Source organism: Dethiosulfatibacter aminovorans DSM 17477, assembly GCF_900142005.1.
In the GTDB taxonomy this organism is placed as follows: domain Bacteria; phylum Bacillota; class Clostridia; order Tissierellales; family Dethiosulfatibacteraceae; genus Dethiosulfatibacter; species Dethiosulfatibacter aminovorans.
In genome coordinates, this window is sequence record NZ_FQZL01000005.1 from 294,151 (window position 1) to 314,264 (window position 20,114).

A 20,114-nucleotide genomic window follows, 5' to 3' on the forward strand; every position below is an offset into this window, starting at 1 on the left:
GCTGTATTCATTAAGTGTTATCCTGATTATGAAAATGTTATTAGTTACAAGAATTTTAGGAAAAATAAAATTAGGAGGTACACACAATGAGTGGTACAGTAAAATGGTTTAATGCAGAAAAAGGATTTGGTTTTATAACAGGAGATGACGGAGTAGATGTATTTGCACATTTCTCACAAATCCAGGTTGATGGCTATAAATCTCTGGAAGAAGGACAAGAAGTGACTTTTGATGTAGTTCAAGGTCAAAAAGGTCCGCAAGCAGAAAATATCCAAATCGCAAGATAATTGAATTTTCAAATCCCGAACCATATGGTTCGGGATTTTTTTATTGATTGAAGGCTTGGAAGCGGCTAAGCTTAGGCGGCTTGCTTGTTTTAGGCCATCTTTTTTTGTTGACAAGACATTGTTTTAGTGGTATCATAATTTTGTTGCTTAAATCGACAGTAAAATTAGTAACAGGTAATTTCTGATTGGTGCTCGTATTCATTAGTGTCATCCTGATTAAGAAAGATGTTATTAGTTACAAGTGTTTAAGGAAAAAATGATTAGGAGGTACACACAATGAGTGGTACAGTTAAATGGTTTAACGCAGAAAAAGGATTTGGATTTATAACAGGAGATGACGGAGTTGACGTTTTCGCACACTTCTCTCAAATACAAGTAGATGGATACAAAACTTTGGAAGAAGGACAAAGCGTAACTTTCGAAGTAGTTCAAGGTCAAAAAGGACCTCAAGCTGAAAACATCGAAATCGTTGGTTAATTGAATTTACGTACCCTGTGCTGTAAGCGCGGGGTTTTTTATATTTTTACATTTTCTTAATGTATTTACAGCCCTAAGTATTTGACAAAATCAATTATTAATGGTAATATTAGGTGTTGCTTAAAGAGTAGTAAATTTGTAACAGGTAATTTCTGATTGGTGTTCATATTCACTTGGTGCTGTCCTGATTAAGAAAAATGTTATTAGTTACACGAATTTAAGGAAAATATAATTAGGAGGTACACATGATGAATGGTACAGTAAAATGGTTTAACTCAGAGAAAGGTTTTGGATTTATTACAGGAGATGACGGAGTAGATGTTTTTGCACACTTCTCTCAAATCCAGGTAGACGGATACAAGACTTTGGAAGAAGGACAAAGCGTTACTTTTGACGTAGTTCAAGGTCAAAAAGGACCTCAAGCAGAAAATATCCAAATCGCAAGATAATTGAATTTTCGGACCCTGTGCAATAGCACGGGGTTTTTTTATTGCAATTAAAAAGGCAGATCCGTGTAAAGATACCTGCCTTTTGTCCATTGCAGTGCGGCTCTGTTGTTTATTTCTTGATTTACAGAAAATCCATATCCGGCAGTATATTGTTGTTTTGTTTCGTTATTTCATATCTGTAGATCAACAGGTATTTTCCCTTTCTTTCCTTCACTGATGCTGCAAGCATTTTCACTTCGTTTTCAGAGGGCAGGACGATAACCTTGTCCTTGAGATCCTGTATATAGTGCATTACAGCCTGTGCATTTTCAGGGTCCACAGGTTCCTTGACTCCCCACGGGAGCGACAGTGTCTTAGTGGCGTTTCAGGTGGCGCATAGGTTTTCTTTTCTTTCAACTATTGACTTTTCAATGCTTTCAATCAATTCTCTTTCAAGATTTGCAGATGACCCAAACATATGATTCCTCCTTTACAATGTATCTGCTTTTATTGGATTAACTTAACATGGTTTTGTAGCTATATTAATATTTTAATATATGCAATGGAATTAAGCAATGACTTGAATTTCAATTCACAAAAACATTCAAAGATGTTATAATGTGGAATGATTGAAGTCTACTTGAAGGGTCGAAGCTGACTGGATAGATTAAATATATTAAATGGAGAGATGTATGAAAACTGCAACAAAGAGCATAATAAGGCTTTATCTGCCGCTGATAACCATAGCCATAGTTATTGCATTCCTGTTTTTCAACAGCGGTGCACTGACATCAATAATAAGCGTGTTCAGGCCTGTGATACTGGCCTTTGCCATAGCCTACATACTGGACTCAGTGGCCAATGTATTCATCAAAAGGCTCAAGATGAAAAGGACGGTAGGAATACTCCTTACCTATCTGATTTTTGTAGGAGCAGTGGCTGCGGCCATATCATTCGTAGTGCCTGTAATATCGGAAAACTTCAATTCACTGGTGGATTTTTTCGTAAACGGGGACATAGATGTGAACAGGTATATTGAAGACTTGAGTAGCAGGACGAACAATGCAATTGTTACATGGGTCCTTGACAATTTTACGGATTCAACCGGCGAGACCAGCCAGCAGGTTATTGAATATATAACAGCGGCGCTTCAATATATTTCAAATTTTGTCGTAAGCCTCGTATCCAACATTGGAGGCGGCATCCTGGCATTCCTGTCGAGCTTTGTAATGTCCATCTACATGCTCCTTGAAAAGGAAGACCTTCTGAATAGGGTGAAAAGGACAAACCATGCATATTTCAGTGAAAACAGGGCCAAAAAGCTTGAAGAAGTACTGGAAAAGGCAAATCATATCTTCAAGATGTATTTCAACGGGAAAATTCTTGATTCCACAATCGTTGGAATGATAAACATATTTCTCTTCACCATATTCGGGGTTCCCTACGGCCTTATTATGGGAATCCTTGTTGGGGCTGCAAATATGATACCTTACTTCGGTCCCTTCTTCGGTTCGGTGCCCGTTATAGTCGTGTCGCTGTTCGTCAACCCTCCAAAGGCTCTCGTTGCGTTGATAATTATCATTGCCGTAGGACAGGTTGATGCAAACTTCATAGACCCAAGAATAATAGGAAAAGCCGTAGGAGTAAGTCCCTTCTGGGTAATATCCGGAGTCAGCATGGGAGCAATTGCAGCAGGTCCCCTTGGAATGATTCTTGGAGTGCCTACTGTAGTGCTTGTAAAGACTCTCATTGAAGAGGATGTGGAACTGCGACTTGCTCAAAGGGAGAGTTCAAGCTCCTCAAAGGATAATCCGCTGTAGGAAATTGAAATTTCATAAACGTCACCCTTTTTTCTTATTATATTTACGAGAACACCCTTGTCTGCAAAGAAATCGATGATTTCTTCTGCAGACTTTTTGCTTTCAAGTGAAACAACTGCATGGAGGCCTGAGTCTGCACTTATCATTGTCACTTCATATCCCCACAGATATTCAAGGTATTCTTTTATGAGATTTCTCTTTCTGCTGTAAATCCTCTTTATCTTCCTCAGGTGCTTGTATATATGTCCCTCCTCGATAAAAGAAGCAAGGGTGAGCTGCTCAAGCTTTGAAGCAGACTGTGTGTATTTTGATGAAATGATCCTGTAGCTTTCCAGTAGCCGCTCAGGAAGTATCATGTATGACATTCTCATGGCCGGAGTAAGTATTTTTGAGAAGGATCCCAGGTATATCACCCTGTCGTCCTTGTCAAGACCCTGGAGGCACGGAACGGGCAGTGATTCGAAGCGTATGAGGCTGTCGTAGTCGTCTTCCAGTATGAAGCTTTTGTTCTTTTCGGCCCAGGAAAGAAGGTCAAGCCTTTTTCCTATGGGCATAAGTGATCCTGTCGGGAACTGGTGGGATGGGGACACATAGGCTATCTCTGCCTGGGAGTCTTCAAGGTACTGTAGATTTAGACCGTCCTCCTTTACAGGGATGTCAACTGTCTGGAATCCGTAGTCCTCAAATATGTATTTTGCCTTTTCGTATCCGGGGTATTCAACTGCTGCAGTTTTTATTTGGTTTTTTACCATTCCTGCAAGTATGCCTATGAGATATTGTATTCCCGCTCCTATTACTATCTGTTCAGGCCTCGTTTTGCCTCCTCTTGTCTTGTTTACAAAGTTGGATATTTCATATCTAAGCTTGTATTCGCCCTGGTAGGAACCGGAACTGTAGACTTCTTCCTCGAAATCCGTCAATACCCTGTTGTAGAGCTTTTTCCATATTTTTGTGTCTATGCTTCCAAGGTGAACATTTTCATTTTTGAACTTGTCATGGTTTTCCGCTTCATTGTAAGAAGTTGTATTTTCGGATTCCATAGGTGTTGGTTCAATACCTTCACCTGAGAAATAGTCCCTCAGGTCCTGTGCGAAATACCCTTTCTTTGGAAGGCTTTCTATATACCCTTCCGTCAGGAGCTGGAAATATGAATTTTCAACTGTAGTTTTGCTTATCTTGTATGTGGAGGCAGTTTCCCTTATGGAGGGAAGCTTTTCTCCTTTCTTGATTGTCTGGTTCTTGATTTCATCTCTGATATGTTCATAGAGCTGTATGTAAACGGGCTTTTTGGATTCCTTGTCGGGAATGAAAGTAAATATCATAATCCACCTCTGTCCTTATTCAAAATATTAAATCTGTATCTTTCCAAGTGGTCACATGTATATTATATTGTATTAAAGAAACAATGTGAAGGAGAATTTTTATGAGAGAAAATAAAACAAGAATAATAACTTTATCGGCGCTAATGGCTGCAGTGGTTTATGTAGCAACATATATAGGTACTGCACTTCCTTTTTCGGGATACATTCATTTGGGAGATGCAGCAGTTTTCCTGTCGGGTCTTCTGTTGGGACCACACTACGGAATGCTTGCCTCAGTACTTGGTTCTGCAATGGCTGACGGCTTGAAGGGATATGTGGTCTACATTCCTGCAACTGTGATCCTAAAGGGTGCCATGGCATATATTACAGGTCTTGCAAGGAACAAGAATAACAGTACAATTGCGGGTTCCATGATTGTGGGAGGACTTGTAATGGTGGCAGGGTACTATGTATATGAAGCTTTTCTGTACAGTAATCTGGCGGCACCACTTGTGAGCATACCTTGGAACGTACTTCAGTTTGCAGTAGGAATCATAATAGCAATGATATTAATAAAACCTTTTTCAAGATTCAAGATTTAACATTTGTTAAATTGCCTTCCTGGATATATAATTAATATAGCAGGAAGGTTTTTTTATCTTCCCGGGGACCGAAGGTCCGGATTATATTCACAGGATAGAAGGTATGGCAAAGATGAAGATAATAGTTGACGGGGACGGATGTCCGCAAAAGGCAAGGAAAATATGCGAAGAATATGCAGCCTATTTTATGATAGACATGGTCGTAGTGTCCAGCATAGATCACAACATGTATGGTGACTTCAGGACCATCATTGTAGACAAGGGAAGGGACTCCGCCGATTTCAGAATCATAGAAATAGCAAGGAAGGATGATGTTGTTGTCACACAGGACTATGGACTGGCAAGTCTCCTTCTTGATAAGGTATATGCGATACTGAATCCCGTTGGATTCACATACACCTATGAGAATATGGACAAGCTGCTGATGAAAAGGTATATGGGTCAGAAAATCAGAAGGGGCGGAGGACGGACAAGAGGGCCGAAGAAGAGAAAAAGACAGGAAGACCTCCTGTTCGAGGAAGAATTGCTGAAAACAATAGAAAACAAGCTGAAGAGATAGGAATATGCAAAAATGAAAAAATTATATTTTAATCCAGTATTAATTTGTATTGAATACGGATATATTATATAATTAAATAAAGACGAGGAATAATTTTTAGGAGGTATGGAAATGGCAGATTTGTTTGGAAAGATTAAAAAAGGCATAGATAAGGGTATTCATGTTGCAAGTCAGAAATCAGGTGAGTTGGTTGAAACCGGCAAGCTTCAGTCGCAAATTATATCCCTTAAAAATGATAAGAAGTCAAGCATAAACGAGCTTGGCAAACTGACTTATGAAATGCTGAAAAGCGACAGCTTTGAACTTGAGGTCCTTGAAGAGAAATTCAAGGAAATACTTGAGATTGAGAAGGAAATAGAACAAAAAGAGGAAGCAAAGAAAAATGTTGACCAGAAGGAAACGGGAGAAACTGAAGAGGTTGAAGCTGAAACTGTGGAAATGTCAACATGCCCAAAATGCGGAGCTGAAAATCCTGCAGACGCAATGTTCTGCGGAAAATGCGGAACAAAGCTTGGAGAGGAAGCTGAGGAAGCAGAAGAAACTGAATAAGCGACTATTTTGTAACATAAGCAAAGTTAAAAAATGCTGTCCGGGAGATATCCGGGACAGCTATTTTTTTGTTTAGGTTTCTGCTCTTGAATATTCTGTGGCTTATCTTCTATTTGAATTCTCCATTGACAAGTAGATATCCCTTTTCTATAGGGTGACAGTAGGCGAAGACTGAATTTTCCGGCAGACCGAGTTGCTCTTCTACGAGGTTCGCAGTGGCTTTTGCAAGATTCTGTATGAATTCCTGCCCGTTTCCTGCTCCGGCTGCAAGGTGCACTGCAGGATAGTCGTCACCTGATCCCTTGAAGAAGGTGTCCTTGTCGTGATATTCAACCATCAGGTTTACCCTGTGCATTTCCAGACTTGTCTTATCTGAAATATCCCTTCCCAGTTTCTCGATATCAAGTTTCATTTCCTTCTTTGGTACTTTTACTGTTATAAATGGCATGTCATTTCCTCCTTGGATTCATAGGATAATTATATATTCACGGGATATTCATTTCAACGGGAATGTTAAACTATTCCGGATTTTATTAAAAAACAAGGAAAAATACTTTAAAATGTGGAAAATCACAAAATATATAGCGGATGATGAAATCCTTGGAATCATTGGGATATGGCGGTTTTGCATTTTTTTATCATGAGAGAAATAAGTTAATAACTCTTGTGGAGAGAGAGAAAAAAGTTAATAAATATCAATTTGAATTCAAAAATGATATAGTCAAATCAACCTAAGTTAAAGAACATGTTGCAGCATTCTTAAGTAATGGTTATCATCAAGGACTTGTCACAAAGGAAAATGTTTACACGATATCATTATCAAATGAATTGTGGAAAACAACTTCGATAATTTTCATAGTTGTCATTTTATTGATTTTATTGAACAGAACTTATAAGTTAGACAGTTATGAGAATTAATCTAATATTTGTAATAATAGTAATTTTTAGGAGGATCATTTTGGAAAAATTCGATCAAAGAATGGAACAAAAAAAGGAAACAGGAAAAAAAGGCCTCTTCGGCAAATTCCTGAACAGTATTGAAAGAACTGGAAACAAATTGCCCCATCCTGCAACGCTTTTTCTGCTACTGGCTGTTATTGTTGTGGTCATATCGGAGATAGCTTTCAGATCAGGTCTGGCAGTCAGTTTCTACGACGCTAAGTACAAGACGGAAAAGACCGTGGAAGCGGTATCAATGTTGAATGCAGAAGGCTTAAGATTCATGCTTAACAGTGCAACCACGAACTTCACCGGATTCCATCCATTGGGAACAGTGCTGGTTGCAATGCTGGGTGTAGGAATAGCTGAAGGTACGGGTTTGATCAACGCTTCGCTGAAGAAACTTGTTTTGAGCACACCGCCCAAGTTGATTACAGCTGTAGTAGTTTTCGCTGGAGTTATGTCAAACGTTGCATCTGATGCAGGTTATGTAGTGTTGGTGCCTCTGGGAGCAATAGTATTCGTGAGTATGAATCGTCATCCCCTTGCAGGAATCGCAGCGGCTTTTGCCGGAGTATCAGGTGGTTTTTCTGCAAACCTGCTGATCGGAACTCTTGATCCACTGCTAAGCGGTATTACAAACGAAGCTCTTGTGGCAGGAAGCATAGAAGCATCCATATTGCCTACATCGAACTACTATTTCATGTTTGTTTCTACCTTCCTTATCACTATATTGGGTACTTGGGTTACTGAAAAGATTGTTGAGCCAAGGCTTGGAGAATACAAGGGAAGCCACAACACGGAAGATTCCATGCTCGTTTCAAGGGATGAAAAGAAAGGTCTTAAGGCTGCAGGTATTGCACTGGCAATCTTTGCAGGAGTGATGCTTTTCCTTACAGTTCCTGAAAATGCAATGCTTAAGGTTGACGGCAGTTTGAAAGAATTCACATACAACGGACTTGTGCCTACAATAATGCTGTTCTTCCTGGTACCTGGTCTTGCCTTTGGTATAGCGGCCAAGACAGTGAAAAGCGACAAGGATGTAATAGGCTATATGAGTAAATCCATGTCAACCATGGGAGGATATCTGGTGCTTTGTTTCTTTGCAGCACAGTTCATCAACTATTTTTCACATACAAACCTTGGTATCATACTTGCAGTAAAGGGAGCAGAGTTCCTTAAGAGCATAGGCTTCACAGGATTCCCTCTAATTGTGACATTCATACTCGTGGCTGGTTTCATCAACTTGTTCATAGGGTCCGCATCAGCAAAATGGGGAATCATGGCACCTATATTCGTACCTATGATGTATCATCTTGGATTCACTCCTGAATTCACTCAGCTTGCATACAGAATAGGTGATTCATCAACAAACATCATAACTCCTCTAATGTCTTATTTCGCAGTAATAGTAGTGTTTGCACAGAAATATGACAAGGATTCGGGAATAGGAACACTGATTTCAACAATGGTTCCATATTCAATGATATTCCTTCTTGGATGGACTATCCTTCTTGGAATCTGGTATTTACTTGGATTGCCAATAGGACCTGGTGCATTCATAGGACTTTAGGATATAAATAACGGGAATAACGAATCCCATAGTTTAAGGGGCATCTTGCAGGTGCCTCTGTATTTTTACCAGAAAGCAGCTTTGCTGAGTTTGGTCTAAAAATTTTTGAAGATAAGAGATTGATTTTGGAGGATAAAAATGATAAATAGAGAAAGGCTTGTGGACAGTTTTCTTGAGTATGTGCAGATAGACAGCACGTCCAGGGATGAGATGAATTTTGCCGAGCATATCAGGGCTGAGCTTGAATCAATGGGAATGGAAGTGACTGTGGATTCTGCCGGAGACAAGATAGGCGGAAATACCGGCAATATGATAGGAAAACTGAAGGGAAACAGGAGTGCAGATCCAATACTTTTCAGCTGCCATATGGACACCGTAGTTCCAGGCATCGGTATCAAGCCTGTTGTAAGGGACAATACTATATACAGCGATGGTACGACTGTTCTCGGCTCAGACGACAAGGCGGGGATTGCAGTAGTCATAGAGGCTTTGAGGGCTCTTGGTGAGAATTCAATTGAGCACGGAACTGTAGAGGTGGTTTTCAGCATTGCTGAAGAAGTAGGATTGATGGGTTCAAAGAATCTGGATTACAGCAGCATTGATTCAAAGATGGCATTTGTTCTTGACAGCGGTGGGAGTCCTGGTGAAATCATAGTCAGCGGACCTGCACAGGATAAGATAAGTGCCAGAGTATTTGGAAAGGCTGCCCATGCAGGTTTGGCACCTGAAAATGGCATCAGCGCAATAAATGTTGCAGCCCAGGCCATCAGCAGGATGAACCTCCTCAGGATTGACGAGAATACAACTGCAAATATCGGCAGCATCAACGGCGGTAAAGCTACAAATATCGTAACTCCTGAAGTTGAGATAAAGGCTGAAGCCAGAAGCCTTTGTAATGACAAGCTTCAAAAACAGTCAGATCATATGGTTGAATGCTTTGAGACAGCTGCAAAGGAGCATGGAGCACAGGTGGAAGTTGAAGTGATTAGGGCATACAATGCATTCAGCGTAGACAGTGATGAAAATATCGTAAAAATAGCCAGAAAGGCATGCGAGAACATAGGTGTTGACTCTTTCCTCAAGTCATCAGGTGGAGGCAGCGACACAAATGTATTCAATGAAAATGGAATCAAGGCGGTAAACCTTGGAATAGGAATGAAGAAGGTTCACACCCTGGAGGAGTATATTTCCATAGAGGACCTTGAGAACAGCGCAAGACTGGTGTTGGAGCTGATCAAGACGGCCTAGACCGTGATTATAAAAAGTTGAAATGACAGAGACTAGACATGAAGCCTGATTTCGAGTGGGAATTCGAAATCAGGCTTTTGTTTGTACTTTGTTTCCTTAGCCTTTATAATTATATTAAGAAAGCATCTATTTACAATTGAAAAAACATAGTGGGGATGTCTTATGAATGGAAGAAATGCAGTATTGATAATATTGATTTGCCTTGTGGCATTTATTGCAGGGTGTGGGCATGTGGTTGAAAATAGTGATGTTGGCAAGGAACTGATAATAGGAAGATACAGCGATTCCATCAGCCTCGATCCTGCGGTTGAGACAGACCGGGAGTCTTTTCAGGTGACGGTGAACATATACGAGACGCTTGTCAGGACTGCCGACAACGGAATAGACATATTGCCCGGCTTGGCTGAAGAATGGGAGATGAGTGAAGACGGACTGTCATTTGTCTTTAAATTGAGAGAAGATGTAGTTTTCCACGATGGGACACTATTTGATGCTGAAGCTGTCGTTTTTAATTTTCAGCGTTGGATGGATGAGGACAACCCTTACCATGTAGGGGAGTTCAGATACTGGAATCAGAGCTTCATGGGCGAAAAGGGACTCATAAGGTCAGTAGAGGCCATATCCAAATATGAGGTCAAACTGTTGATGAACGAGCCCTATGCTCCTCTTTTAGGTACCTTGGCTCTGCCTTCCTTTGGTATTGCAAGCCCTCATGCATTGATGAAGTACAATGATGATATAGGGACCAATCCTGTAGGCACCGGGCCATACAGTTTTGAATCCTGGGTCAGAGGCAGTGAAGTTGTTCTTGAAAGATTTGATGACTACTGGGGCGGGGTGCCAGACATATCCAAGGTGATCTTCCGTCAGCTTGACAGGGAATCGGATTATGTCGAGCTTCTGGAAAAGGGCGAAATACACATAATAATCCAGTTGTCCCAGGAACAGGTACACATGCTGGAGGACAGCCAGGATACCGAGATACACTATTCACCTTTCATGAATGTAAGTTACATCGCACTAAACAATGAAGTGGAGCCTTTTAATGATGTGAGAGTGAGAAAGGCGGTTTCCAAACTGATTGACTACGACAAGATGATGAAAACAGCTTTTGATGAATTTGCAAGGCCTGCAGCCACATTCCTTCCGCCTACCATATTGGGATACCATGAAGGACTTGCCTTTCAGGAATATGACTTCGCAGGCGCAAGAGAACTCCTGAGGGAGGCCGGTCTTGAAGAAGGTTTTGAAGCTGAACTTTGGGTCATGGAGCAGCCGCGTATTTATTATCCGGACCCTTTGAAGGTTGCATACTATATAAAGGAACAGCTCCATGAAGGGGGAATAGAGGTGACTGTCAGAAGTTTTCCATGGGAGGAATACCTGGAAATCCTGAGAGAAGGAAAGCACCAGATGGCCCTTGCGGGGTGGTCGGGAGATTTTGCCGATCCCGACAATTTTCTCTATACTCTTTTCTTTTCAGAGAATGCGGAGAGGGGAACTGTTTTGAATTATTCCTTCTACAGCAATGACAAGGTTGACCATTTTCTCAAGCAGGGAAGAATCATTCAGGACAAGGAGTTCAGGGAGAGCATTTACAGGAATATCCTGGAGATACTTCATGACGAGGTGGCATCCATTCCTCTGACCCATACCATTTCGGCAATGGGAATCAACAAACAGGTGAAGGGTTTCAATTATGATATATCCGGATACATTGAAGTTTTTGAGCTGGATTTAGTCAAGGGAGAAAAGGAACTGCTCTTCTCATCTCTTCCAAGGCCCATTGCTGAAGAGATGCTTCTCATAACCTCGGCAGGGCAGAATACGGATTCCTACATAATCAAGGACATGGCCGACAAACAGAGGATACACCATTATTTCATGCCCCAGGTTGAGGAAATCAAAATGGACAATGTATCTTCGGTAGCCGTGGTTGTAGGGTACAGCACCATCGGCATGGACTTGAAGGACAGCAGTATGGAAGAGGAGCTTGACAGGATGGACAATCTTGTCAAATACATAGAACAAAAGGATCTTACGCTGATATCCATAGTTGTAAATGAACAGACATTGTCCAATGAAGAAACGGAAAGGCTTTTTTCGAAAGTGTTGCCTCAGTCAGACTATGTAATAATAATGGGGTCAAGGGGAAAAAGTGAAGAATATATTCGGATGGCTCAGGAACACGGAATCCCCGTTACTCTGGTGGAAGATGTAAGGGGACTCAATGAAGCTTTCGTTTCAGCGTTCAGGTAAGGAGGATGGAATGGCCGAATACAAGAGAATACTAACAACGACGCTGATGATAATAACAATCGCAGTGTCCTTCATGTTGCCTGGAAGAGTCGACATGTTTTGGGGAAGAATAATACATGACTTAAGGGAGTCCATTGTTACAGGGAACACAGGACATCTAATACTGGCATCTGCAATCAACGGTTTTGTTTTCATGCTGCAGGCGATTCTTTTGTTTGTGGGTACCGGACTTCTCATGAGAAGGATTGGAAATGAGAAGGAAAGGATCAAATGCTTCAGGTTCATCCATTTCGCACTGTTCCTGGGGCTTCAGTGGCTGATCAACGGATGGATGTACGGAATCCATGAGCCGGTAACGGCCCTGGTTGCTTCTTCAGCAACCTTCGGTGCAGTATACATATATTCCGATGAGGAAAAGCCCCAGCATTTCATTGAGCAGACCATACTTACAATCCAGTTCTTCTACGCCTTCCAGTGGCTTAATTCAATGCCGGCCCTGGGATTTATGGGATTTGGTGTTACGGATATTCCCAGCAGCATAAAGATGGCATCTCTGTATCAGGGAAGCGAATCCATCATGAATTTTACGGGGCTTTCATTTTTCATTCCCTTGGTCTTCAGCGGCATAATAACGAAGATACTTTATGTGCAGCACAGGAGAAGCGTGGCAATGGCCGAGGAGAACATAAGGAACCAGCAGGCCCTGGCAACCCTGAAGTCAAGGATGCTGGAGAATATGGTTTATGAAGAAATCAACACCCTGACCCACGACTTGAAGACTCCCCTGGTCACCATAAGGGGGCTTAATTCCCTGCTTACCATGACAGATGATTCTTCGGTCATCGGTGAATATTCAAAGAGGATTGAAGGGGCCGCAATCAAGATGAATGAAATGATATCCGGCTTTCTATACGAGTCATCCAGGCAGATTACAAGTGCAGAGGACCTTATGAACTATGTAAGGGCGCAGATACCTCTTGAAGATGAACGGATCAGGATAGACATGGATATGGGAGATAACCTGCCAAAGCTTCATATAAACAAGATAAGGGTGTCGAGGGCTCTTGTGAACATAATTGAAAACGCCATAGTGATACCTACAAATGAGGAATACAAGAAAATAGACATCAGGATACGTGAAAGTGAAGGATATCTTGTTGTAGAGGTGGAGGACAACGGAATAGGTATTCCGGTCGAGAACCTTGACAGGATCTGGGAGGCTGGATATTCATCCAAGGATACGACTGGACTTGGCCTTGCATTTGTAAAAAAAGTAATAGAAGACAACCTGGGTGATGTAAGGATAGACAGCAGGGTAAATGAAGGCACCATAGTGACAATGCGGCTGCCGGGTGCTGAACTCACAGGATTGGAGGAGAAGGATTATGAAGATGAAAGATAAACTGGTGCTTGTTATTGATGACGATCCGGATATTGTCTATACCATAAAGGAAATTTGCTCTTTTGTTCCCTGCAGGGCGGTGACTGCCCTCAGCGGCATGGAAGGACTGGAGCTTTTCAAGGAGCACCGACCCCAGCTTGTCATTGTGGACTATCACATGGCAAACTGGAACGGCATAAAGACCGTCGGTGAAATCAGGAAAATAGATGATGCGGTATCCATTCTCGTTCTTACAGCAGATGAGAGGCAGGAAGTATCGGACCGGTTCATGGAAGCAGGTGCTACGGACTTTTCCGTAAAGCCCATCAGCGGACCCGATTTGATATCCAGGATCAAGCTTAATTTCCGCATCAACGAAATGCAGCTGCAGAACAAGGAAATAGAGAAGAGCGTGTACATTGAGAAGGGCGTCAGCTCGGCTACGTTGTCCATACTTACCGACTATCTGCAGAAACAGGAGAAGGAGCTTACAATCCGCGAAATTTCCGATGGTGTCGGATTGGCATATCAGACAGTCCACCGCTATATCAACTATCTTTCGAAAAACGGACTTGTGAAGAGTATACAAACCCACGGAAAAATCGGGCGTCCTCAGAAATACTACAAGATTATATGACGTTCACGATAATTCGAAAAGACTCAATATCCTGAGAATTTTATTTCTGCTTTTTATAGTATTGTATATTCCATCCACCTTATATATAATGTGAATGAAGAACATTTTATACATCGTATCAGAGGGAAATATATGAAATCAAACTTTCTAATCAGTGTAGTATTGGTAGTGGTTATACTTGCTGCAACAATTTTAGTAAACGAGAATAGAAACCTTAAGGACCTGGGCTATCCGGATGATGAAATCAGGCTCATTAACGACAGCAGGCATGCCGATATTATAGTTGCAAACGGCATAACCTATGATCTACTCTTGAATCTGAAGGAACAGATCTACTACAATGAGGAATATCTGGAGCAGTACTGCAGTCTTTTGAACAGAGTGTATACTGAGGACAGTCTGGAAATATTGACAACCGGAATCAAAGCCTATGTCGACAAGTATGGCGTGTGCGATACCCTTGCTTTCACAAAGGATGACAGGGTGGTGGAGTCGATAGAAGCAGCCCTGAAGCCCAGTATTTTTGTTTCAAGGAAGCTGTTTCCTCCAACCGGATTGAATGAGGGGTCGGATGCTATAAGGCCTTATATAAGGGCGGAAAGCTATTTTGACGGAAATATTGCCAATGAAGTTGAAATTGATGGATTCATAGATACATCCAGGGAAGGAAGCTATATGCTTAGCTTTTACGCAAGCGACAGCAGGGGATACAGTGAAGGACTGGATGTGGAAATCATTGTAAGAATACTTGATACAAGAGAGCTTGACAATCCTGAATGATAAACTGCATATAAAAGGGGCTATATGAAAAGCCCCAGCACTATTGTTGCAAGATAAGACACACAAATCAGCATGAAATTCTTTATTGAAAGGCTGAATGTGTGTTTTTTTGTTTGCTTGAAATAGAAAAGCCTCAGGTTGACAGTAAGAGGATATACTGTGAGCAGAGTCAACAGTGAAAAAATCGGAACAGCCCTTAGAATGACTGAAAACACTATTGCTGCATATGATATGAAATACAGGGCTGAAAAAAGCCTCAGGGATTGTTCCTTGCCTATGTATAGGGGCAGGGTGTGTCTCGCGTTCTCCCTGTCGTCTTCCATGTCACAGATATTGTTTGCCAGCATTATGTTTGAAATTGACAAGGTACATGGCAATGAAACCGCGAAGACGATAATTATCTCAAATATATCAAATCTGAGTGAATGGTATAGTCCGTTATAAGATAGTTTAAGGAAGCTGTTTATGTCCAAGTGTATATAAACAGAAAGAAATATGATGACAAAACCCATGAAAAATCCCGAGAATATTTCTCCGAAGGGGGTCCTGTTTATCGGTACCGGCCCCCAAGTGTAAAGTATCCCGATGCAAAATGATACGATTCCGATTATCAGAACTATGATATTTGTGTTAATTGCAAGGATTATGCCTGATGCTACAGCAATGGTGAGAAGTGTGAAAATAACAGTTTTCACAGATGTTTCAGTAAGGTTGTTCCGTACTATTGAGTTGTGGATTTCAAAACCGTACCCTTCCCTCTTTTTTGCATTCCTGTAGTCCATATAATTGTTTACTGCCGTTGTCGTCATGTCGAAGGACAGCAGTGAAACGAACATGAGAACGAAATTACTGAATTTGAAGTTGCCGTATCTGTAGATGCAGAATATTGTACCGGTCATGAATGGAATCATGCTGGCAAGTTTTGTCTGTATTTCAACAAGTTTTAGAAAGCCCTTTAATGTCATATGCTCCTCCTGTTTAGCCATTGATATATAAAGTGCATTATGCAGAATCCTTATTCCATTATAACAGAAAAATCAATATGATTTCACGTATAATGTTAATGAATAAGAAAACAGCTTCAAATATAAAGACACCGGCTAGCCGGTGCCTTGTATACTTTGAGTTTATTGGAATGCCTTAGTGAATAGTTCTTCCATCTGGTTTACATGGATTGTAACTCCAGCTATGCTGTCGGTGTGACCTTCTTCGTCGATGTAGTTGATTTCGAATCCCTGGTTTGCAACTACGAATTCACCGGCTTTTTCAGCCTGTTCAAACCATCCGAATTCGGAACCGGATTGTTCCTTCATTCCGTATTCGAATCCGAGTCCTTTTTTGTCTACAGGATCGCCGTCTTCATCAACTTCTGTTATGGACTGTGAATTGAAATTTGCATCGACTATTGTGCCGTTGACTACTATGAACTGACTCATGTATTGCCAACCCTTGTCATCAGGTTCGAGGACCGACATTGGATATCCGTCTTCATACATTCCTTCGGGAACCGGATCGGATGACAATGCTTTCTCTGCAAGGTCAAAGAACTCTATTACATGAATTGATACGCCAGCTATTGCATCGGTATGCCCTTCATCGTCAGAGTAGAATCCATCAGCTGGTACGGGAGATTGCATTTCGAGGAGATAATTTTCTGCTGCTTCCGCCTGTTCATGCCATTCTGCTTGGGCGTCGCCGAATGCAACCATTCCATAGTTACCTTCCATGGAAAGTGTTTTCTTGTCTTGTTCGGGTACTCTGTTCGTTCCATTCCATAGAGCCTTTGTTATCTTTCCGTCTTCAACAGTTATTACTGCGTGGTATTTCCATCCATTGCCGGCAAAATCGTCTTCAGAGGCGAAGTAGATGCCGTCTGCGTACATCACTGCAGGCTCCTCGGCGGGCTCTTCTGCAGGTTCCTCAACAGGCTCCTCTTCTGGTTCCACAGCTGGTTCCTCAGTTGGTTCCTCAGTTGGTTCTTCAGCAGGTTCCTCTTTGGGCGTGCAGGCTACAGTTAGTGAAAAAAGCATTAAAACAATCAATAATACTGCCAATAATTTTTTCATAGTTCTCCTCCCTATTGAATTTAATGTATGTATATTTTATATCATTCATTAATCAAATACAAGAAAAACGACAAATAAATAACGAAATTATATGGGCATAAGTTTATTAAATTAACTATATGGGTATAATACCAAATCATATTAGGCATATGACGATTTGACTTAAAATAAATTGTTTGAGGCGGTTCGTTGTGATATAATGAATATTAATTGTAAATATGCATAAAATCATACGGGAGGTAGTCATGCCAACTAAGATAGTTATTATAGGCGGAAGTTATGCCGGAGTGAAAGCCGGAAAGACTCTTCACAAGAAATTCAAGGACAATGATGATGTTCAGATAACATTGATTGACAAAAATCCATACCATACCCTCATGACTGAGCTTCACGAGGTGGCCGGACACAGGACTGAGCCGGATTCCATAAAGATAGATCTTTTCAAGATATTTGCAGGCAGGAAAGTGGATGTGGTGATTGACGAGATCAGGGATATCGACTTTGAAAAACAGGTGCTAAGGTCTGATGGGAATGAATATTCATATGACTATCTAATAATAGCTGCGGGAAACGAAGCAAACTTCTTTGGTACAAAGGGTGCCGAGGAGCATGCATTCACCCTGTGGTCATATGAGGATGCCATAAGGATAAGACAGCATGTCGAAGAGATGTTCTTCAAGGCATCCTATGAAAATGATTATGAGAAAAGAAAAAAATTCCTGACATTTGCAGTATGTGGAGGGGGCTTCACGGGTGTTGAGATGGCAGGCGAACTTGGCGAGGCCAAGAAGCACCTAAGTGAGAAATACGGCATCGATAAGTCAGAAGTGACTATATACAATATAGAGGCTCTTGACAGGATACTCAATATGCTTGAATCGGACGACCAGGTTAGAACGGTTGAGGACAAGTACTACAGAAGGCTTGGAATTGAGCTTCTGAAGAATTCCATGATAGTTGAAGTGACGGAAGACTCTGTTGTACTTGAACGGGGCGAGGTCATAGACACATATACGCTTATCTGGACCGCAGGAATCAAGAACTGCAAATTTTCAAGCGGGCTGGGTCTTGATACGGACAAGTTTGGAAGGATAAGAGTTAATGAATACATGCAGACCATGAATTACATGAATGTTTATGCAGCCGGAGATAATGCCCAGTATGAGGATGAAGACGGAAGGATGCCACAGATTGTTGAGGCCGCCGAGCAGTCGGGCCATACGGCAGCCGTGAATATAGCTGCCGATATAGAAAAGTCGGAGAAGCATGTACACAGGCAGAATTACCATGGATTCATGGTTTCCGTCGGATCAAGGAAAGCAGTTGCTGACACGGGATTCAAGACCAGTGGCTGGTTTGCAATGCTGATAAAGCATATGGTCAATTTCTACTACGGGTTCCTTGTAGGCGGGCTGAGGCAGTTCTGGAACTATATTAGGCATGAATTTTTCCATATAAAACACAAGAGATCATTCGTAGGAGGCCATTTTTCAAAGGCTTCGCCGAATTTCTGGCTGGTGCCATTCAGGTTGTGGCTTGGATTCATGTGGCTTGTCGAAGGGGTAAAAAAGGTGGATGAAGGGTGGCTCAGGGAGCCAAAGATGTTTTCGTCAACCGCACTGAACAGGATTATCCAGGGGGCGGGAAATGCTGCAGATTCAACTGCAGGCGCTACGCAGGCTGCAGAGACAGTTACTGAAGTCGCTGCAGATGCTGTTTCATCGGCTACGGGTGCGGCGGATGGAGTTGTTGAAACCGTCAGCAACCTGCCTGGCTTTGCACAGTGGGTTGTGAATCATTCTCCACAGGGGTGGGGACAGCCTATAATGGGTGATGTTCCCGGATTCATGCAGTGGATAATCGACAAGATCGTAGCACCTTATGCTGTTCCCTTCCAGACGATGATGGTAGTGGCAGAGATTATAATAGGGCTCTGCCTGATAGCGGGCCTCTTCACATTTCTGTGTTCCGCCATCAGTGTAGTCATGACTGTGGGAATAACTTTAACGGGAATGTCCGATGCAACTATCATCTGGTATTTCTTCGGCGGCATAGCTCTCGTTGCAGGATCAGGAAGCACCTTCGGACTGGATTATTACCTTATGCCCATTCTCAAGAGAAGGTGGAGCAAGATTGGAATTGTCAGAAAATCATATCTATACTTTGATTGATTGCTTCTGGCTGAAAATACTTTAACCTGGAGAAAAGAATGACATTATTTTGGGACAATAATATTGGAGTCAGGGATGAAATTATCAAGGTTGAAATGAAGATGAGGGAAGCCCTTTATACAAGGTCTCCTTCAATGAGGCATATCATAGACTACCTCCTTGAGAAAGGCGGCAAATATATAAGGTCCGGACTCATGATTCTTGCAGCAGGCAATGGGGATTATGATTCTGACAGGATAACCACTTTGGCTGCGTCCATGGAGATGGTTCACCTTGCAACCCTGGTCCATGACGATATCATAGACGATTCGGACATGAGGAGGGGCAAGGAAAGCATTCAGTCCAAGTTCGGAAAGGATACGGCAGTCTACACGGGAGACTATATATTCGCAAAGGCGTACAGGCTTGTGGCCATGAACTACAATGATCATATAGACAGGTTTGCCGACAGGATGGAAAGCATATGCATGGGTGAAGTGATACAGAATGAGAACAGGTATAACAGCAATATGAATGTGAGGAAGTATCTTAGGATAATATCAGGGAAGACTGCAGCCCTCTTCGGTTTGAGCATCCTTCTTGGAATGCATGAAGCAGGTTTTTCAGAGAAGGAAAGCAGGACAATGGGAATGTGTGGCTATCATGCCGGTATGGCTTTCCAGATTATTGACGATTGTCTGGACTATTCTTCTGATTTAAAGACCATGGGGAAGAATACCAGAACCGATCTGACAAACGGAATATACACCCTGCCCTTGATTTATGCCTTGGGAGATGATAAAAAAGGCATGCTTAGAGACTGCATCGATTCGGACAGGATTGATATGGATATGATACAACGGCTGGTAGTGGAAAACGGCGGTCTTGAAAAGAGCATGGACCTTGCTGGCAAGTATACAAAAAAATCCATTACAGTCCTAAAAGATACAGGATACAGGAATAATGAAGAGATAATGGGAGTGATGAAAAAGCTTCTTGGAAGAAAATACTAGAGAGAAGGACAGATCATGTGGTCTGTCTTTCTGGTTCATAGAGTT

The 20,114-nt window shown here is 41.8% G+C and carries 20 protein-coding genes; 15 read left to right on the forward strand and 5 right to left on the reverse strand.

Annotated features, from left to right (window positions below; all coding sequences use genetic code 11):
* Positions 1–86: 86 nt before the first annotated feature.
* From BUB05_RS03010 to BUB05_RS03020, 3 genes are all read left to right on the forward strand, one after another.
* Positions 87–287, forward strand: coding sequence for a cold-shock protein (locus tag BUB05_RS03010; RefSeq protein ID WP_073046914.1), 201 nt, complete (start codon positions 87–89; stop codon positions 285–287).
* Positions 288–563: 276 nt separating this feature from the next.
* Positions 564–764 (forward strand): cold-shock protein, encoded by a 201-nt coding sequence (locus BUB05_RS03015; RefSeq protein ID WP_073046918.1) that lies wholly within the window; start codon positions 564–566, stop codon positions 762–764.
* Between the two features lie 248 nt (positions 765–1,012).
* Entirely contained in the window at positions 1,013–1,213 is a 201-nt protein-coding gene (locus BUB05_RS03020; RefSeq protein WP_073047200.1) for a cold-shock protein, read from the forward strand.
* A 121-nt stretch (positions 1,214–1,334) separates the two neighbouring features.
* Here BUB05_RS03020 and BUB05_RS03025 read toward each other — a convergent pair whose 3' ends face one another.
* Positions 1,335–1,532: a hypothetical protein gene (locus BUB05_RS03025; protein ID WP_073046921.1), complete on the reverse strand. Its 198-nt coding sequence runs from the start codon at positions 1,530–1,532 to the stop codon at positions 1,335–1,337.
* A 352-nt stretch (positions 1,533–1,884) separates the two neighbouring features.
* Between BUB05_RS03025 and BUB05_RS03030 the strand changes: the two genes are divergently transcribed.
* A complete protein-coding gene (locus tag BUB05_RS03030; protein WP_073046924.1) occupies positions 1,885–3,012 on the forward strand; it encodes an AI-2E family transporter in 1,128 nt (375 codons plus the stop codon).
* On the opposite strand, the gene pdxR is transcribed toward BUB05_RS03030, so the two are convergent.
* Positions 2,970–4,334, reverse strand: coding sequence for a MocR-like pyridoxine biosynthesis transcription factor PdxR (pdxR, locus tag BUB05_RS03035; RefSeq protein ID WP_073046927.1), 1,365 nt, complete (start codon positions 4,332–4,334; stop codon positions 2,970–2,972). The two genes, BUB05_RS03030 and pdxR, sit on opposite strands and share 43 nt — an antisense overlap.
* 101 nt (positions 4,335–4,435) lie before the next feature.
* Here pdxR and BUB05_RS03040 point away from each other — a divergent pair, with 101 nt between their 5' ends.
* From BUB05_RS03040 to BUB05_RS03050, 3 genes are all read left to right on the forward strand, one after another.
* Positions 4,436–4,915, forward strand: coding sequence for an ECF transporter S component (locus BUB05_RS03040; protein WP_073046930.1), 480 nt, complete (start codon positions 4,436–4,438; stop codon positions 4,913–4,915).
* A 103-nt stretch (positions 4,916–5,018) separates the two neighbouring features.
* On the forward strand, positions 5,019–5,474 hold the full coding sequence (locus BUB05_RS03045; RefSeq protein ID WP_094762670.1) for a DUF188 domain-containing protein: 456 nt from the start codon (positions 5,019–5,021) through the stop codon (positions 5,472–5,474).
* Between the two features lie 111 nt (positions 5,475–5,585).
* A complete protein-coding gene (locus BUB05_RS03050) occupies positions 5,586–6,023 on the forward strand; it encodes a zinc ribbon domain-containing protein (protein ID WP_073046933.1) in 438 nt (145 codons plus the stop codon).
* A gap of 109 nt (positions 6,024–6,132) precedes the next feature.
* Here BUB05_RS03050 and BUB05_RS03055 read toward each other — a convergent pair whose 3' ends face one another.
* Positions 6,133–6,471: a hypothetical protein gene (locus tag BUB05_RS03055; protein WP_073046937.1), complete on the reverse strand. Its 339-nt coding sequence runs from the start codon at positions 6,469–6,471 to the stop codon at positions 6,133–6,135.
* 531 nt (positions 6,472–7,002) lie between these two features.
* Between BUB05_RS03055 and BUB05_RS03060 the strand changes: the two genes are divergently transcribed.
* The 6 genes from BUB05_RS03060 (at position 7,003) to BUB05_RS03085 (ending at position 14,840) form a co-directional block, all read left to right on the forward strand.
* A complete protein-coding gene (locus BUB05_RS03060; RefSeq protein WP_073047205.1) occupies positions 7,003–8,535 on the forward strand; it encodes an AbgT family transporter in 1,533 nt (510 codons plus the stop codon).
* Between the two features lie 138 nt (positions 8,536–8,673).
* Positions 8,674–9,783: a M20/M25/M40 family metallo-hydrolase gene (locus BUB05_RS03065; protein WP_073046941.1), complete on the forward strand. Its 1,110-nt coding sequence runs from the start codon at positions 8,674–8,676 to the stop codon at positions 9,781–9,783.
* Between the two features lie 162 nt (positions 9,784–9,945).
* Positions 9,946–12,042, forward strand: a complete 2,097-nt coding sequence (locus BUB05_RS03070) for a DUF6305 family protein (RefSeq protein WP_073046945.1) — start codon at positions 9,946–9,948, stop codon at positions 12,040–12,042.
* Between the two features lie 10 nt (positions 12,043–12,052).
* Positions 12,053–13,444, forward strand: coding sequence for a sensor histidine kinase (locus BUB05_RS03075; protein ID WP_073046949.1), 1,392 nt, complete (start codon positions 12,053–12,055; stop codon positions 13,442–13,444).
* Positions 13,428–14,060 carry a response regulator gene (locus tag BUB05_RS03080; protein ID WP_245819722.1) on the forward strand — a complete coding sequence of 211 codons (633 nt, stop codon included), beginning with the start codon at positions 13,428–13,430 and terminating at the stop codon, positions 14,058–14,060. Before BUB05_RS03075 ends, BUB05_RS03080 begins: the two co-directional genes overlap by 17 nt.
* Positions 14,061–14,192: 132 nt before the next feature.
* Entirely contained in the window at positions 14,193–14,840 is a 648-nt protein-coding gene (locus BUB05_RS03085) for an immunoglobulin-like domain-containing protein (protein ID WP_073046953.1), read from the forward strand.
* 20 nt (positions 14,841–14,860) lie between these two features.
* On the opposite strand, the gene BUB05_RS03090 is transcribed toward BUB05_RS03085, so the two are convergent.
* Positions 14,861–15,805: a prenyltransferase gene (locus BUB05_RS03090; RefSeq protein ID WP_073046956.1), complete on the reverse strand. Its 945-nt coding sequence runs from the start codon at positions 15,803–15,805 to the stop codon at positions 14,861–14,863.
* A 162-nt stretch (positions 15,806–15,967) separates the two neighbouring features.
* A complete protein-coding gene (locus BUB05_RS03095; RefSeq protein WP_175548497.1) occupies positions 15,968–16,906 on the reverse strand; it encodes a hypothetical protein in 939 nt (312 codons plus the stop codon).
* Positions 16,907–17,151: 245 nt separating this feature from the next.
* Between BUB05_RS03095 and BUB05_RS03105 the strand changes: the two genes are divergently transcribed.
* A complete protein-coding gene (locus BUB05_RS03105; protein WP_073046965.1) occupies positions 17,152–19,077 on the forward strand; it encodes an FAD-dependent oxidoreductase in 1,926 nt (641 codons plus the stop codon).
* Between the two features lie 38 nt (positions 19,078–19,115).
* Entirely contained in the window at positions 19,116–20,069 is a 954-nt protein-coding gene (locus BUB05_RS03110; RefSeq protein WP_073046967.1) for a polyprenyl synthetase family protein, read from the forward strand.
* Positions 20,070–20,114: the final 45 nt, after the last annotated feature.